This window comes from Flavobacterium branchiarum, from assembly GCF_030409845.1.
GTDB classification, from domain to species: domain Bacteria; phylum Bacteroidota; class Bacteroidia; order Flavobacteriales; family Flavobacteriaceae; genus Flavobacterium; species Flavobacterium branchiarum.
This window is the reverse complement of the sequence record NZ_JAUFQQ010000005.1, coordinates 602,365-617,956: the sequence shown is the minus strand read 5'-3', so window position 1 is coordinate 617,956 and position 15,592 is coordinate 602,365. Positions and strand designations below refer to the sequence as shown.

14 protein-coding genes are annotated in these 15,592 nt (G+C 31.5%); 5 read left to right on the top strand and 9 right to left on the bottom strand.

The genetic code is table 11. The annotated features are described in order from the left end of the window. The first annotated feature begins 2 nt into the window (after nt 1–2). A complete protein-coding gene (locus QWY99_RS14675) occupies nt 3–464 on the top strand; it encodes an Lrp/AsnC family transcriptional regulator (RefSeq protein WP_290266346.1) in 462 nt (153 codons plus the stop codon). A gap of 66 nt (nt 465–530) precedes the next feature. On the opposite strand, the gene QWY99_RS14670 is transcribed toward QWY99_RS14675, so the two are convergent. Beyond that, entirely contained in the window at nt 531–1,979 is a 1,449-nt protein-coding gene (locus QWY99_RS14670; protein ID WP_290266344.1) for a glyceraldehyde-3-phosphate dehydrogenase, read from the bottom strand. A 158-nt stretch (nt 1,980–2,137) separates the two neighbouring features. Then, complete coding sequence (locus QWY99_RS14665) at nt 2,138–3,544, bottom strand: trypsin-like peptidase domain-containing protein (protein WP_290266343.1); 1,407 nt, start codon at nt 3,542–3,544, stop codon at nt 2,138–2,140. A gap of 145 nt (nt 3,545–3,689) precedes the next feature. On the opposite strand from QWY99_RS14665, the gene dapF reads away from it, so the two are divergent. From dapF to QWY99_RS14645, 4 genes are all read left to right on the top strand, one after another. Continuing rightward, complete coding sequence (gene dapF, locus QWY99_RS14660) at nt 3,690–4,472, top strand: diaminopimelate epimerase (protein ID WP_290266342.1); 783 nt, start codon at nt 3,690–3,692, stop codon at nt 4,470–4,472. Nucleotides 4,473–4,528: 56 nt separating this feature from the next. Then, on the top strand, nt 4,529–5,062 hold the full coding sequence (locus QWY99_RS14655) for a GNAT family N-acetyltransferase (RefSeq protein WP_290266341.1): 534 nt from the start codon (nt 4,529–4,531) through the stop codon (nt 5,060–5,062). A 33-nt stretch (nt 5,063–5,095) separates the two neighbouring features. Then, on the top strand, nt 5,096–6,136 hold the full coding sequence (mltG, locus tag QWY99_RS14650) for an endolytic transglycosylase MltG (protein WP_290266340.1): 1,041 nt from the start codon (nt 5,096–5,098) through the stop codon (nt 6,134–6,136). Between the two features lie 505 nt (nt 6,137–6,641). Beyond that, nucleotides 6,642–7,286 (top strand): peptidoglycan-binding protein LysM, encoded by a 645-nt coding sequence (locus QWY99_RS14645; protein WP_290268231.1) that lies wholly within the window; start codon nt 6,642–6,644, stop codon nt 7,284–7,286. Between the two features lie 262 nt (nt 7,287–7,548). Here the strand turns inward: QWY99_RS14645 and QWY99_RS14640 are convergent, their stop codons facing one another. Genes QWY99_RS14640 through QWY99_RS14610 form a run of 7 tightly spaced genes read right to left on the bottom strand, consistent with a single transcriptional unit; the run spans nt 7,549 to nt 15,496 of the window. Next, complete coding sequence (locus QWY99_RS14640; protein ID WP_290266339.1) at nt 7,549–8,451, bottom strand: helix-turn-helix transcriptional regulator; 903 nt, start codon at nt 8,449–8,451, stop codon at nt 7,549–7,551. Next, a complete protein-coding gene (locus QWY99_RS14635) occupies nt 8,430–9,002 on the bottom strand; it encodes a metallophosphoesterase family protein (RefSeq protein ID WP_290266338.1) in 573 nt (190 codons plus the stop codon). Before QWY99_RS14635 ends, QWY99_RS14640 begins: the two co-directional genes overlap by 22 nt. Next, on the bottom strand, nt 8,989–10,662 hold the full coding sequence (locus QWY99_RS14630) for an ATP-binding protein (RefSeq protein ID WP_290266337.1): 1,674 nt from the start codon (nt 10,660–10,662) through the stop codon (nt 8,989–8,991). Before QWY99_RS14630 ends, QWY99_RS14635 begins: the two co-directional genes overlap by 14 nt. Nucleotides 10,663–10,722: 60 nt before the next feature. Further along, nucleotides 10,723–11,016 carry a cyclic-phosphate processing receiver domain-containing protein gene (locus QWY99_RS14625; RefSeq protein WP_290266336.1) on the bottom strand — a complete coding sequence of 98 codons (294 nt, stop codon included), beginning with the start codon at nt 11,014–11,016 and terminating at the stop codon, nt 10,723–10,725. Continuing rightward, nucleotides 10,997–13,231, bottom strand: coding sequence for a DUF262 domain-containing protein (locus tag QWY99_RS14620; RefSeq protein ID WP_290266335.1), 2,235 nt, complete (start codon nt 13,229–13,231; stop codon nt 10,997–10,999). The genes QWY99_RS14625 and QWY99_RS14620 overlap by 20 nt, the downstream gene beginning before the upstream one ends. Further along, nucleotides 13,221–15,008: a DUF262 domain-containing protein gene (locus tag QWY99_RS14615; RefSeq protein ID WP_290266334.1), complete on the bottom strand. Its 1,788-nt coding sequence runs from the start codon at nt 15,006–15,008 to the stop codon at nt 13,221–13,223. The genes QWY99_RS14620 and QWY99_RS14615 overlap by 11 nt, the downstream gene beginning before the upstream one ends. Next, entirely contained in the window at nt 15,005–15,496 is a 492-nt protein-coding gene (locus tag QWY99_RS14610; protein WP_290266333.1) for a 3'-5' exonuclease, read from the bottom strand. Before QWY99_RS14610 ends, QWY99_RS14615 begins: the two co-directional genes overlap by 4 nt. Nucleotides 15,497–15,592: the final 96 nt, after the last annotated feature.

The following is a 15,592-nucleotide window of genomic DNA, read 5'->3' as shown; positions in this document are numbered from 1 at the left end:
CTATGCTTTTAGATGAAACTGACAAAAAAATCTTACGCCTTTTACAAGAAGATGCGCACCATACCCTAAAGGATATAGCGAATAAGATAAATTTATCGCTTACGCCTGTTCATGATCGGGTTAAACGTCTTGAGAGAGAGGGAGTTATTGAGAAATATGTGTCCATTTTGAGTAAGAAAAAATTAGGAAATAATCTCACAGTTTATTGTCAGGTAACCCTAACAAAACAGACATATGATACCTCAGAAGGGTTTAATCAGTCTATTTTGAATTTACCAGAAGTAGTAGAATGTAATTATGTTTCTGGAAATTTTGATTATATGCTTAAGGTTATCATTCCTGACATGGAATCATATCATCATTTTCATCAAAAGAAATTATCGGTTTTACCCGAAGTTTCTCTTATCAACACTGTCTTTGTAATATCAGAAGTAAAAAGTACAACAGTATTACCAATACTCTAAATCAAAAAAAAACCATCAAGGAAACTTGATGGTTTTAATAGTAAATTGGTTTTGGTTGGTTGTATGCTAGTAATAAGTAAAACGTCTCACTTTGGCGATGTATTTGGCTAATCGAATCACTTGATGGCTATAGCCATATTCATTATCATACCATATATATAATACAATGCTTTTTCCATCTTTAGAAACTATTGTAGCGTTACTGTCATAGATAGATGGTGCCGAAGTGCCAATTATATCCGAAGAAACTAACTCCGTATTCAAAGAGTATTTTATTTGCTCAACCAGTTCCCCTTCAAGCGCATATTTTTTCATTATTTTATTAATTCCAGCAATCGAAGTTGCTTTCTTTACATCAAGATTTAATACAACAAGAGAGCCATTAGGAACAGGAACGCGGATTGCATTTGATGTTAATTTACCTTCAAGCGAAGGCAATGCTTTTGCAACAGCACTTCCAGCACCAGTTTCGGTAATAACCATATTTAAAGCAGCAGCTCTACCACGGCGGTGTTTTTTGTGCATATTATCAACCAGATTCTGGTCATTTGTATAGGCATGAATGGTTTCGAGATGTCCTTTGGTAACTCCAAGTGTATCTTCTATTGCTTTTAAAATAGGAGTAATAGCATTTGTAGTACATGATGCCGCCGAGAAAATATCATTTTCATCAGGATTATATTCATTATGGTTTACACCATGTACAATATTTGGTATTCCCTTACCAGGGGCAGTAAGTAAAACTTTGTCAACACCTTTAGAAACTAAATGCCTGCTTAATGCTTCTTGCGTAGTAAAAGCCCCAGTGTTGTCAATTACCAAAGCATTGTTGATACCATATAGTGTATAATCTATTTCTTCAGGAGAATTTGCTGAAATAACGTGTACAGTGGTTCCGTTAATTATTAAAGCATTATTCTTAGGGTCGGCAGTTACAGATCCTTGGAAATCTCCATGAATAGAATCGTATCTCAATAAAGAAGCTCTTTTTTCAAGATTAGCAAGTTCACTTTTGTCGCGAATAACAATAGCTCTTAATCGCAATTGATTCCCTTTTCCAGTTTTCGACATTAATTCTCTAGCCAATAAGCGACCAATTCTACCAAAACCATAAAGAACAACATCTTTAGGCTGAATTTCTTCAGTTGATTTAGCATCTTTAAGTTTTTCAATTACAAAATGACGAGCGTCAGGATATTTTTCATCCTCCAAGCGATATTCATAAGTCAACTTTCCGATATCTATTTTGGCAGGTGGTAATTTTAGAGATAAAACAACTCTTGCAATTTCTACAGAGTCAAAAACAGTAATTGGTTTACCTACAAATTCTCCTGCATATTGATGCAAGTTGATAATGTCGCTTACATTTTTGTCTAGTAATTGATTTTTAAACAAAACCATTTCGATGGATTTGTCATACCATAAATCGCTTATGATTTTAATCAATTCTACTCCGGCTTTTCGTCTGTCGACTTGAAATGATACTTCTTTTTGGTACAAAGATTTTTTGCTCATAGTTGAAAATTTCTAAAAATAAAATAGCTTGTTTTTTTAAATTTGGCGCAAAAGTACCTATTTCAATCGATTTCGTAAGCTATTTTGTGATTTATTTTTGAAATAAAAAAGCCATCTTGATTTTACAAGATGGCTTACGTTTTTGGAAATAATGAGAATTAGATGATAACTCGAATAACCTCTCCATTTTTATTTATCATTTCAATTCGGACACTTTGGCTTTCGTCTTTTTTATTCAAAAGTTTCGAAACCGTTTCAATATCCGTTGCTTTTATGTTATCAATACTTAAAATAATGTTGCCTCTTAATTCATCATTATATTGTTGTAAATTTTCATTTGTAAGGGCTTTAATTTTTACCCCGTAATTGATTCGGAATTTTTTTTTATCATTGGCATCGATATTTTCTAATTCGATTCCTTTGAATTCAGTACTAAAAAATTCGTTTTTACTTAAAACTACTGGAACTACTTTATTTTTTCCGTCACGAATAAAAGTTACTTGAACTTTATCATTTGGTCTTTTTGTATTGATGTATCCAGAAAGATCTGCAAAAGTTGAGATGTCATGATTGTCAAGTTTAACAATGATATCTCCTTTTTGAAGACCAGATTTCTCGGCACCAGAATTCTTATTCACTTTGCTAACGTAGAAACCCTCAGTTTGAGCAATACCTAGTTCTTTTGATGCAGCATTGTTAAGTTCTCCTCCTTCTACACCAAGAATACCTCTTTGAACATTACCAAATTGCATAAAATCTTCGATGATTTTTTTAGTAATATTAGACGGAACTGCAAATGAATATCCTACATAAGAACCTGTTGTAGACGAAATCATAGTGTTGATTCCTACCAATTCTCCTTTTGTATTCACTAACGCACCTCCACTATTACCTGGGTTTACAGCAGCATCAGTCTGAATAAATGATTGAATACCGTTTGTGCCTAAATTTCTAGCTTTTGCCGAAATAATTCCAGCAGTTACTGTCGAATTTAGGTTGTATGGATTACCAACTGCTAATACCCATTCACCAACTTTTACCGTATCAGAATCTGCGAATATAGTATAAGGTAATTTTCCGTCAGGATTGATTTTTAATAAAGCAATATCCATTTTAGAATCGGTTCCTATTAGTTTAGCAGGATACGATTTTTTATTATTTAAAGTAATTTCAATTTCAGTTGCTCCTTTTATAACGTGATTGTTAGTCACGATATAACCATCTTGAGAAATAATTACCCCAGAACCAGTACCTACTTGCTCTTGTAATTGTTGCCCACCATAACCATAAAAATATTCCAACATAGGATTAGTTACTGTTCTACGAGCTACGTTTTTTACGTGTACCACAGTATGAATAGTTTTCTCTGCGGCGGCTGTAAAATCAACTGTTTCGATTGGTAGTCCTAATCCAACTTGTTTAGAGTAAGAATCAGGTGCAACAGTTACAATTGAGTTTTTATCGCCAAAAAGTGAACCATTGTTATCAAATAATAATTTGTAAGCACCAAGTGTTGTAGCTCCACTTAGTAAAGACACTAAAAATAAGTTTGAAAATCGTTTCATAGTTGATTAGTATTTAAGTTATCTATTATAAAATTATGTCAAAAAAAAACTGAAGTAAAGTGGTTTAACTGTCTTTAACAATGATTAACATTTCATTAATAGTTCGTACTTTTGTAGTTAATAATTCAAGAATAATTCAACAATAATGCAAGTAGAATTTTATAAATATCAGGGAACTGGAAATGATTTTGTAATGATTGACAATCGTTCAGCGTTTTTTCCTACTAAAGATACGAAATTAATTGAACAAATGTGCGACCGAAGATTCGGAATTGGTGCAGATGGACTTATTTTGTTAGAAAATGATTCTGAAACCGATTTCAGAATGGTGTATTATAACGCTGATGGGAATCAAAGTTCGATGTGTGGTAACGGTGGAAGATGTTTGGTCGCATTTGCTAAAAAACTGCATGTAATCGAAAATGAGACTACTTTTATAGCTACAGATGGTTTACATCATGCTACAATAGCACCAGATTCTATTGTTTCATTGCAAATGATTGATGTTGATACTGTAAATAAATTCGAGGATCATACGTTCTTAAATACAGGTTCTCCGCATCATGTGCAATTAGTAGACGATTTGGAGCATTATAATGTAAAAGAAAATGGAGCTGCTATTCGTTACGGAGATTTGTATGGTAAAGCAGGGAGTAATATCAATTTTGTAAAAAAAATTGATGATAAAACATTTTCATTACGAACTTACGAAAGAGGGGTAGAAGATGAAACTCTTGCTTGTGGCACTGGAGCTACTGCAGTGGCTATAGCAATGAATGCAATAGGTGAAACGAATGAAACTGACATCAACTTAAATGTTGAAGGAGGTAAACTAGTGGTTTCTTTTGAGAAAATGGGTGAACATTTTACCAACGTTTTTCTTAAAGGACCAGCTGAATTTGTATTTAAAGGAACAATTGAAATATAGACATTGTGATTTAAATTATTAGCCTAGCAATATTTAAGGTTAACTAAAAATATCAAATGATAACATTAAAAGGAAAATCTATTTACATACGCGCATTAGAACCAAATGATTTGGAGTTTATCTATGCTGTTGAAAATGATCTTAGAATTTGGGAAGTAAGCAATACTCAAACCCCTTACAGCCGTTTTTTGATAAAACAATATCTAGAAAATGCACATCAGGATATATATGAAGCCAAGCAGTTGAGGTTGGCAATTTGTCAAGATCAAGATTTTCCTGCTGTAGGTTTGGTTGATTTATTTGATTTTGATCCTAAAAATAATAGGGCAGGTATTGGGATTGTAATTCAAGACAATGAAAAGAGGAATCAAAATATTGGTTCAGAGGCTTTAGAGCTATTAATTAAGTATTCTTTTTACCATCTTAATTTACATCAATTATATGCAAATATTGGTGTTAAAAACGAAGCAAGTAATGCTCTTTTTACTAAATTTGGCTTTGAAAAAATTGGAACAAAAAAAGATTGGCTTTTAGTTAATGGTATTTACCAAGACGAAGCAATGTTTCAGTTAATTAATAAGAAGTTATAATTTTAGAAATACTAGCAAATAATGCAACCCCATATGAATATAAAGAAGGTTATAACGATAAGTGCCGTAATTGTAATTTCGGTTTTGATGGTTTATGGATTCATGTTGATAAACCAGATTTTTAGTGCTAATACTAAATTCTCAGAAAAAGAAGTATATGTTCACGTTCCCACAGGATCTAATTATGAAGATGTCAAAAAGCTATTAGAACCTTATGTAAAGGATTTAAGTAATTTTGAAATGGTAGCCAACAAAAGAAACTATCCTGAAAATGTGAAACCAGGACGTTTTTTATTGACTAAGGATATGAACAACATGGATTTGGTTAGAGCTATGCGTTCTAACGTTCCAGTTAAATTGGCGTTTAATAATCAAGAAAGGTTAGAGGATTTTGCAGGCCGTATTGCTTCTCAAATTGAAGCAGATAGCTTGTCTTTGTTAACTGCTTTTAAAGACCCAGAGTTTTTGAAAGAAAATGGTTTTAATGAAGAAAATGTTTTTGCAATGTTTATCCCGAATACTTATGAAGTGTATTGGAATACTTCGGCACTGAAGTTTCGTGATAAAATGATTAAAGAATATCATAATTTTTGGACAGATGAGCGAATTGCAAAAGCCAAAGCACAGGGATTAACTCCTGTTGAAGCTACTATTCTAGCTTCAATTGTACATAAAGAATCAGTGAAAAAGGACGAGAGACCTAGAATTGCAGGAGTTTATTTAAACAGATTGCGTTTAGAAATGCCATTACAAGCAGATCCAACGGTTATTTATGCAATTAAAAAGAAAGCGGACGATTTTGACCAAGTGATAAAAAGAGTTTTCTATAAAGACTTAACAATGTCTTCTCCATATAATACATATATGAACACAGGACTTCCTCCTGGACCTATTGCAATGCCTGATATTACTGCATTAGAAGCAGTCTTGAATCCAGAGAAAAACGATTATATCTATTTTTGTGCAAGTGTAGACCGTTTTGGCTATCATGAATTTGCTTCTACTTTAGCACAACACAATGTAAATGCAAAAAAATATTCAGAATGGATTAATAGCCAAGGAGTGGTAAGATAGTTTTAAGGTTTAAAATATCAGTTTTATCTAAACAGCGTTTTAGATAAAATTTAAAAATAGTAAAGATGCTGAAGTTCTAAAACTTCAGCTTTTTTTTTGTGAATTATTGAAACGGGAAATTGTTTTTTTTGAGTTGGTTAGATTTAGTTTGAAAAAGGAGTCCGGTTTTGATAACATATGTAATTTTTTTATTTAAAATATTGTAGAAAATGGCATTAATTGGAGTGTTATGTATGCAATTATTGTTTGTTGGTTTAGCCGTCTCTCGACGCTTTTCTTACAAAAAATGAAGAAAAAATACTTTTTACGAAAACGTTTTTAGGGGCTTTTCGGCGTATTAACAATAAAAAATAATTTTTGGAACGTTCTTCTAACTAGGGGGTTAAGGGCGATATTTTGTGATTTTAGAAAAGTTTAACTAGTTGATTTATAGCTTTATAAATTTTGTTGTATCTTTGCAGGCAGAAATTTTTGAATGGGACAGCGTTCAAAAGAAAAACAATCTATGATAAAGAAATGGTATTTTTACACAACGTTAATAGTTATAATTGCATTTTTAAGCACGGGATTTAAGCCCTTTAAGTTAGACGCCAAGCCTTGGTTTCTTACAGAAAATACAGATGGAGCCGAATACTTATTACCATCTAAAGAAAAGAAAGATTATCCTGTTTCAGACAGTATTCCTTTCACCGGAAACCACCTAATCGGTTTCAAAGAAGCAATCGCTTTAAAAGAATCTCAAGGCAAATACAGAAAAGTAAATACACTTGGTTACATGGGGAAATATCAATTTGGAACCCAAGCCTTACGTGCAATTGGAGTTCGAAATAGTGAAGCATTCCTAAAAAATCCTGCTTTACAGGAAAAAGCATTCCTTGCTTTATTGTCAAAAAATAAATGGATTTTAAGAAAAGAGATCGAAAAATATGAAGGAAAGCTAATAAGCGGAATTTATATTACCGAATCTGGGATATTAGCAGCAGCCCATTTAGGAGGTGCTGGTTCTGTTAAAAGCTTTTTTAAGCATAATGGGCAAAAATATTTCAGAGATGCTTACGGAACGTCTATAAGAAGTTATATGAAAGCTTTTGGAGGTTATAATGTGTCTTCGATCGAAGCAGATAATGATGCTACAGTACACTCAATGTAATTTATTAGAATAAATAACGATTAGTCTAAACTAATTTATTAGAAAAATCCCTTGCAAAAATAGTTTTGCAAGGGATTTTTATTTTAAAGTATTCAGGAAAACGTCGTATCGGTTGAATACTAAGCTTTTATAGAGATAATCAAAGAAGTCAGGTAACGATTTGGTAACGGTGCTTATTGCTTTATTTTTCAACGTGTTTCCGTTAGCTCAAAGCAAATATACAAAATTTTAATTTTTCGTTATCAATATATTTATGCAGTTTCTACTCTTCATATATACTTTGAATATTTCTAACAGTTGATTTTAAATCATCAATCAAGCTTTGAGGTTTAAGTACTTCAAGGTTTTCTCCAAAGGATAAAAGTTCCATAAAGAAATCGTGTGTAATGAATAGTTTGAGCTGTATTCTTAATTCATGTTCATTGTCTATCAAAATTTGTTGAGAATCGTGTAACGGTAATGATTTGATATATTTCCCTTGGAATGCATTGAAAGAAAGAATTACATCTTCTGGCTGATGACCGTTCGGACTGATAATACCAAAGCAGTATCTATAATGTTCATTTACATCAAAATCCTTTGGGAAGTTGAATTTCTTATTCAAAATTTCTAAATCTGTTAAACGGTCAAGGGCAAAACTCTTTATCTTATCATCACCTAAAACTTTTGATAAGACATACCATCTGTTTTTGAATTCTTTCAGAGCATATGGTTCTACTATGCGTTCAGTTAACTCATCTTCCCAATATTTTTGATACACAAATTTTATTTGAATCTGATTTTTAATAGCATGAAGTACTCCATACAGATGTTCAGTACCTTGAGGTTTCCGTTTTTCAAAATGAATATGCTTAGAAAGCCTATCTGTTAAATTCAAAGCATTAAAGGTGTCGAAAGCTTCTAATATCCTTTCATTTGCTTCTGGTTGTTCATCAAAATCTATGTAATAGACTTTTTTAGAAAAGTCAAACAAAATATCGATATTGTATAAAGAACGAATATCGTCTCTATCTCGTTGAAATGTACGCTTTGAAATATTGAAATTGTAAGCTTGAATTTCTGATTCCAAGGCAAGATATTCTTCAATTTCAGCAAATGTTGCAGGTCGTTTTCTTAATTTTTTTATGATGAGATTATACCTTGCTATTGATTCTCTTTTTGACATAACTTATGATAAATAGATGCGTTAATATACTGAATGTTTTTGTATTTTGTTTTTCCATAGTTGGAATGATTGTGACCAAATATGCGGTATTTTGGTGCCAACTGAAATATAAAATTACTAATTTCTTCACTGCCAAATCCATTGTCTAAAATACCGTAAGGAGGGTAATGTGACGCAATGATGTCAATTTTATTTTTCGTTTCAATACCATTATAAAAAGGGAAAGCACTGATTACCATTATGTTTATTTCACTTATTACTATCGCTTCGTCATTTAACCAAATAATGTCTTTAGGAATCAATCTTTTACCCCATTCTGGTTCTAACTCGAAAGGCAAATCATGATTTCCCTGAATAAATATTTTATGTGGTATTTCTAATTGAGCGTACCATTTAAAAAAATCCAAAACTTCATCCATATCTCCTGCATTACAAATATCTCCACAATGAATTACAATCTGAATATTTTTAGGAATATCGATTAAACGATGTTTGCCATGCGTATCTGATAACAATAAAATGTTTTGGCTTTTAATTTTAATCGTATGCATAGCCAAATCCAATTTTAGTTGTTTTTGTTATTATGGATTCCTCGCTACAAAATGACTGTATTTCTTCAAAGTTGGTCATTGTGCCATGAACGATTTCCTGTATTTCACTTTTACGAATAATATTATCTATCTGTCCACCTGAAAAGTCAAATTTATCTGCGAGTATTTGACAACTCTTTTCATCTAAATGTGATAATTTTGATTTCCATATTTTAGCTCTTACCTTTTTTGTGGGTTTCTTGAACGGTACTTTAAATAAAAATCTTCGTTCAAAAGCAGTGTCCAAATTATTAGCTAAGTTGGTAGTTGCCATTAAAATACCTTCAAAGTTTTCAAGCTCTTCCAGTATAATATTTTGAATAGCATTTTCAGTTTGAGCCACATTGGAATTACTGTTTTCTTTCCTTTTAGAAATAATGGCATCAGCTTCATTGAAAAGTAAAATAGGTGTTAGTTTAGATTCTTTTGCATAAGCTCTGTAATCTGTGAAAATACGTTTAATGATTTTTTCACTTTCGCCAAACCACATGGATTTTGACTGACTGATTTCCACTTTCATTATTTCTCTGTCTGTAGCTTTTGCCAATTGTTTTACAATTTCGGTTTTTCCTGTTCCAGGTGCGCCATGTAACAAAACTGCAATTCCTTTGGGTAAACCTTTATTTGTTAGTCTTGTCTGTGTTTCATTAAACTTGTCTTCTTGAAGTAAATTTTGTAGCGTTTCTAATTGATTCATCTCGTCCCTATCAAAAACCAATTCACGATAAACAATTTCCGAGGGAATAATGATATTATCTTTTCTCTTTTTGTTTAAAAAAAGTTTAATGTCACAATCATTCAGAAGTTGAAGAGAAGTGTCCGTCAATCTCATTTCTGTATCATTGAAAAATTGAGCTTCTATAATTTCAACCAAATTATTGTTAATAAGGATATGATTGCCAGATAACAATTTTTGAACTTCATTTACTCTCTCTGATGGACTATCATAAATACCCTCCAAAGCTCTTCCTATATCTGTAGATTCGTTTCCTGACACTGTTTTCCATATCAAGTACAAAAAAAGATAAGTGTCTTCTGTGCTTAAACTGAATTGTTTTACTTTTTCTATCAACGGAAAATGCGTATTATCTAAGATCAATTTATCAACTTCCCGAAATAGTTCAAAGGTTGAAATTTTATCATCGTCTCGTTGGTCGCCTAATTTGTATAACTGTTCTAACAAATCTATTATACCCTTTATTTTCTTTTCGTTGATTTTAGGCAAAGGTTTGTTTTGCAAAATGGCTTCCGTGATTTTTTCGTGGATGGTAAATTGGTCATTAGCTCCTGCTAACTTCACACGGTGTCTCGATTTCTTTTTTTCAAAAATCCCAACTTTATGTAAATACTCGAAATCATCGCTGTATTCCAAAATTTTCATTGGATTACAATCAAAATATTCTATCAAATCGTTCAAATCGACAGTATCTCCTTTGTAGTTTAAAGCAAAAACCATTGCAATAAAAAAGGTTTGATTATCCGATGTTTTAAAATATTGGGAAAGTGTATCTAGTTCGGATTTGATGCTTTCAAAAAATGAATTTTCAAGCTTACATTTTTTTGATTGTTCGTACACTTTCCCAATGCTTTCCAGAATTTGTTTCTTTGTGATACTTTCCATAAACCTATCTTTTTTGACAAAGGTATATCCAGAGTAAGACAAAGTGTGTCGTGGTTTATATTAGCCTTTTATATTCTTTTTAAAATTCTGTAGTAATGATAATATATTTTCTTTACCAACAGGATTCTGACTATGTACATCAAATTTGGGCAATCGAAAATTATTATCTAAACAATAATTTACTAACCATTTAGCACAATCATACCCACTCTCTTCGAGTCCTAAATCGTGGTCAAAAGAAATGAAATCAGGCAGTCCACTATCAGTAATGTAAGTTACAAACTCCGTATAAGAACTAACTCCTATGTGTCCTTCTGGGATTGGTCTCAAATCATCAAGATAAAGTTTTTTCATTGAGTTTGTCTTCCGTGTTTAGCTCTATAATATAGTCAAATACAGAGTTTCTATTTTCAAATTCTTGTTTATTATACCAATCGTTGTTTTGTGTACAAATATATTTACTGGTGTTACAATCAAATGCAATTTGATTGTAGTTCAATTCAAAAAACTTCCAATCATTAACCGAACGTTGCGGATAATATGAAATATCAGTTAATCTATTTTGAGTTTTTAATTCGATAAATAAAGAATAAGAATAATATTCATTGTGATAGCCACTTGTAGTTGTTGAACCTAGCAGAAGTATGTCAAATTCACTATCCCATCTTATTAGCTTTTGATTTCCACAAGCGGAAATCATTTCAAATTGTTTTATGAAATAATATCTCCAGTCATTTTTATCAGAAAATTCATCAACTATTTTTTGTAAATCGATAGTAAGATTTAAAACAGATACTTTATCAACAAGCTGTTTTAAATATGCTCGTTTTTCGTTATTATCTCTTAGGAGCCTCTTCCAACTAATATCACGTTCATTATCGATTAGAAAGCTGTGATTTTTTCCTTTACTCAACAAATAATCCCCTATGGCTAACAAGGCTCTTTCAAAAAGAAAGTTTTCAAAATTATTCAATCCTGTTGTTCCAAATATTGCTTTTGATTTTTCTGCATATTCCTTAAAACTATTCAGGTTAGGCTCATCATTTATCTGACACCAATGCAATAAAAATCCGATTTGTCCATTGAAATATTTATGATTTTCAATTTCAATAATTGTATTTTTCCAATCCTCATTTTGTGTAATAAGTTTCGCTTTTAGTTTTTCTTCTATAACTTGCTCACTAATGAAACCCGAAAGCGAATTAATTTGTATTTCTGCGAAGTGATCAACGATTGAATTTCTATATTGCAACAATTCGTTTATAGAACGTAGAGCATTTGCAAACTCATTAGCATTATTGAATAAATAGGGTCTGCTACCTTCTACCAGATTACGAACAACACGCAACCAACTTTCCAATTTTTCAATTTCAATATTTTTTTCCGATGCCAAATATTGATAATAAGCAAAAGCAATAACCAAATCAGGATATGATAAGTCATTTTTAATTGTACCATTAAAAATTTCTTGTTCATTCACGTAAGTGGTTTCTGAAATAAATGTATTCAATCCATCTTTATCAGACAATTTATTTAAAGTAGCTTTCAATGTTGTAAAATACTCCTCATCAAAACAACCTAACTCCAAATATTGATTGAATGGAATTGTATCGCTTCCTCTCAATAAATCAACGTTGGCTCTGAAATTATTACTTTTGATATCTGCTTTAAGCGTATAATTAATTACTGCCTTTGTTCTGAAAAAATTCAGAAGCTGTTCGTCAAAAATGTTTTCGGTTTTATCACGATAATTCCAAAACAAATCTGTCCAAAGAGTATCAATTTGATGTGAAAATGTCTCTGTTGGCTCAACGTAATTTTCCCAATCATCTTGTTTGATGTATTGTTCAAACTTTGCTTTGAAGTTTTCAAAATCAGTAAGAGGTTTACCTCTTGCGTTCATTTTGATATACAAATCATCGGAAAGTCCGAAGTTTTGTAATTCTATGTAATGAAAACTAATATTGTTGAGCTTGTCCCAAACTTCCGTTTTGTCTTGAAACGTTTGCTGAACAGCATCTAACATTCTAAGCATTGATTTTATTGTCGGGTCTCTTTTCCAAGAAAGGAAAAACCAAGAGCTGTCAATAATTGTCTTGGATAGTTCATTATTCTTTGGTTTTATTTTTTCTTTATCGTGATAATCTGTTTCTAACAAATTATCAAAATCAATTCCTTTATTGATTAAATCGTTGCAAAATTCACGTGAGCTGGTACGTGTTTCGTAAGTGAATTTTGTTAAGAGTTTTTTCAATTCATCGTCTAACTTATTTTCTTTGGTAGCAACGAACCAATGCAACAAAAACAAAGTTGTTAATCGCTGTTGCCCGTCAAGAGGTTGCAAAGTTGTATTACCCTCTTTATCCTTTTTAACACTTCCGTAAACAAAATCTAACTCTAATTTTTTACCATCAACTACTTCAAGCAAAGCATTCAAAAAATTAGTTCTTATATCTGCTTTTCCCTCTCTGCCTTGAGCGTAATCACGCTGTATAATAGGAATTTCAATTTTATGCTTACTAATTAACTCACTAAAAGTTAATTTTTCTGATGTTGGATTATTGTTCATTTTCAGTTAATTCGGTTTGAGGTAAATATTCAGTAATTACTTCTTGTATCTTTTTAAAATATGATGTTCTGTCGTTTTCATTCCATACTTCAATATCTTTTACGTTGGTGGAATAATATTTCATAAAAACATTCTTTGTACAAATTGGAATAAAAGTTCCTTCAATTTCTCTTTCGATTATCTTTTTCCTCTTTTCTTTAAATGAATCGTTTTTATAAGAACGATTTGTTCCCCTGTCCAACAGACAAAGATTTTGCAAGCTATTATCTTCTTCGCCTAAAACATAATCGATAATGTATTCAAACTCATTTTCGTCAATGGTTTTGCCTGATTGTATGATTTGTTCAATTTGATTATTTCTGTCTTTATCTTGATGATTTTCTGTTTTAACAAAGTTGTTTCTCAGCCAATCAGCTTGATTTTCCTTTTTCACTTTCACTTCTGTTGCAATAGCGTGAATATGTTCAACGTCCCAAAACTCTTTTTTATACCGGTCAAAAGGAAAACGATTAGTTTCGTTTTCATTATTGAGCATTGTTTGAATGTTGTGCAGTAATAAAATTTCACGTACATATCCTCCGTTATATTCTACTTCTTCAAAATTCACTTTTCTAAATTTGGATTGTATTTCTTGGTTTATCCAATTTGCAAATTCTGTTTTTGACCTTTCTTTTTTTTCGTTAAGAATATTTTTAATGTTTGTTCTAGTTGCAATCAGACAGCCGATTTTATGATACAATTCTCTGTCATTGAACCATTCTTCAAGTATTTGAAAATATTTTTTAATATCCTGCCAATTATCGTTTATTTCGTTTTCTGATTTGATCCTAAATTTTTGAGCAAAAAAACGGAAATTGGAATACTCATCATTACCAAATATTTCAACAATTGTTTGATGAGTTTTTCTTCTCTCATCAATTTGTTCTTTTGTCTTTATTCCCAAGCGTTTTCTTTCTTCCATCTCTTTATCCTCTGCTTGTGCTACTTCATACATTAAATTGAAAATAAACTCAATTCTTGTTGCTAAGTTGTTTTCATTTTTGTTGATGAAATACCAAAATGAATCGCCCTGTAGAGCATATTCAATTCTGTCCCATTCTGATGCAATTTCTAATTGTTTCAAACGCAGTTTCTCTGTGTCTGCATTTGTAAAATTGGAACTGTTCAAAAACAAAGCCTTTATCAATTCCGCATTTGTTAGTAGAATTTTTCCGCTGTTTATTCTTGTGAAAATATCAATTGAATCTTCGGTTTTTGAAGTTTCGTACCAAATAACCTTTGTAAAATCATTAAATTTCAATTCAAATGATTTTTCTACTTTTTTTTCTTTGAACCAACCCTTAATAGTTTGATAAGCAATTGATATGTGGAAATAGTCAATATTTGAATTGTCCTTTTCTATCTTTCCCAACTCATTTTTTAAGTAGTTTGCAGAACCTTCTCGTGTTTCATATTCTAACTCAAACAGTTTAACTTTTCCTTCTTCTGTATATCTTTGGTTCAAATAATACAAGATTAGATAAATTGTAGTTAATCTTTGTTGTCCGTCAATTACATCCCATTCATTTTCATCTTTTTGTTTTACTACTATTGGCTGTAAACAATACCAAGTTTTTTCATCAGAATTAGCAATTTCTTTTGGTGAAAATTCATTAATGTCATTCAATAAATCTGTTACTTGTTGTTCTGTCCAACGATAACCTCTCTGATAAGACGGGATATGGAAATTACATTTCAGCAATTCGCTGATTGTTTTTATTGATATGTTGTTGTTCATTTTTCAATATTGTTTATACTTTGCAAATGTATCAAAAACAATTCAGCACAAGCTTTAGCATCGCTTAAAGCGTCATGATGATTTAATGAAATTTTGTGGTGCATACACAATGAAGCTAAATTTTGTCTAAAAATTCGATACGTACAATGTTTTTCATATTTGGGATTTTCCATGCCATAATATTCCAATGTTTTTTCTAAAACTGGAAAATCAAAGGACAAGCCATTGTGGGCTACAACGGCTTGTCCTTTGATATAAGGTTCTAATCTGTACCAGACTTTGTCGAAAGTGAGAGCTTCTTTTGTCATGTCTGGAGTAATGCCATGAATGTCAATAAATCTCCCCCAATAATAGTTATCAGGCGGTTGTACTAATAAGTTAATTTCATCAGTGATAATACCATTACTGACACGAACAAGTCCAACCTGACAAATACTCCAACGATAACCTTGTGCAGTTTCAAAGTCTATTGCGGTAAAACATTCCATTTACAAAGCAGGTGCATGTTTTCCTTTGTGTGAGCCATTTGGGTGTCTCATACACGAACCACTTGTTAAGCTTGAAAGAGATGAATACTTTGTCCC

Coding starts and splice junctions, on each gene's coding strand:
- QWY99_RS14675 (WP_290266346.1), top strand. CDS start 3: ATGCTTTTAGATGAAACTGACAAAAAAATCTTACGCCTTTTACAAGAA.
- QWY99_RS14670 (WP_290266344.1), bottom strand. CDS start 1,979: ATGAGCAAAAAATCTTTGTACCAAAAAGAAGTATCATTTCAAGTCGAC.
- QWY99_RS14665 (WP_290266343.1), bottom strand. CDS start 3,544: ATGAAACGATTTTCAAACTTATTTTTAGTGTCTTTACTAAGTGGAGCT.
- dapF (WP_290266342.1), top strand. CDS start 3,690: ATGCAAGTAGAATTTTATAAATATCAGGGAACTGGAAATGATTTTGTA.
- QWY99_RS14655 (WP_290266341.1), top strand. CDS start 4,529: ATGATAACATTAAAAGGAAAATCTATTTACATACGCGCATTAGAACCA.
- mltG (WP_290266340.1), top strand. CDS start 5,096: ATGAATATAAAGAAGGTTATAACGATAAGTGCCGTAATTGTAATTTCG.
- QWY99_RS14645 (WP_290268231.1), top strand. CDS start 6,642: ATGATAAAGAAATGGTATTTTTACACAACGTTAATAGTTATAATTGCA.
- QWY99_RS14640 (WP_290266339.1), bottom strand. CDS start 8,451: ATGTCAAAAAGAGAATCAATAGCAAGGTATAATCTCATCATAAAAAAA.
- QWY99_RS14635 (WP_290266338.1), bottom strand. CDS start 9,002: ATGCATACGATTAAAATTAAAAGCCAAAACATTTTATTGTTATCAGAT.
- QWY99_RS14630 (WP_290266337.1), bottom strand. CDS start 10,662: ATGGAAAGTATCACAAAGAAACAAATTCTGGAAAGCATTGGGAAAGTG.
- QWY99_RS14625 (WP_290266336.1), bottom strand. CDS start 11,016: ATGAAAAAACTTTATCTTGATGATTTGAGACCAATCCCAGAAGGACAC.
- QWY99_RS14620 (WP_290266335.1), bottom strand. CDS start 13,231: ATGAACAATAATCCAACATCAGAAAAATTAACTTTTAGTGAGTTAATT.
- QWY99_RS14615 (WP_290266334.1), bottom strand. CDS start 15,008: ATGAACAACAACATATCAATAAAAACAATCAGCGAATTGCTGAAATGT.
- QWY99_RS14610 (WP_290266333.1), bottom strand. CDS start 15,496: ATGGAATGTTTTACCGCAATAGACTTTGAAACTGCACAAGGTTATCGT.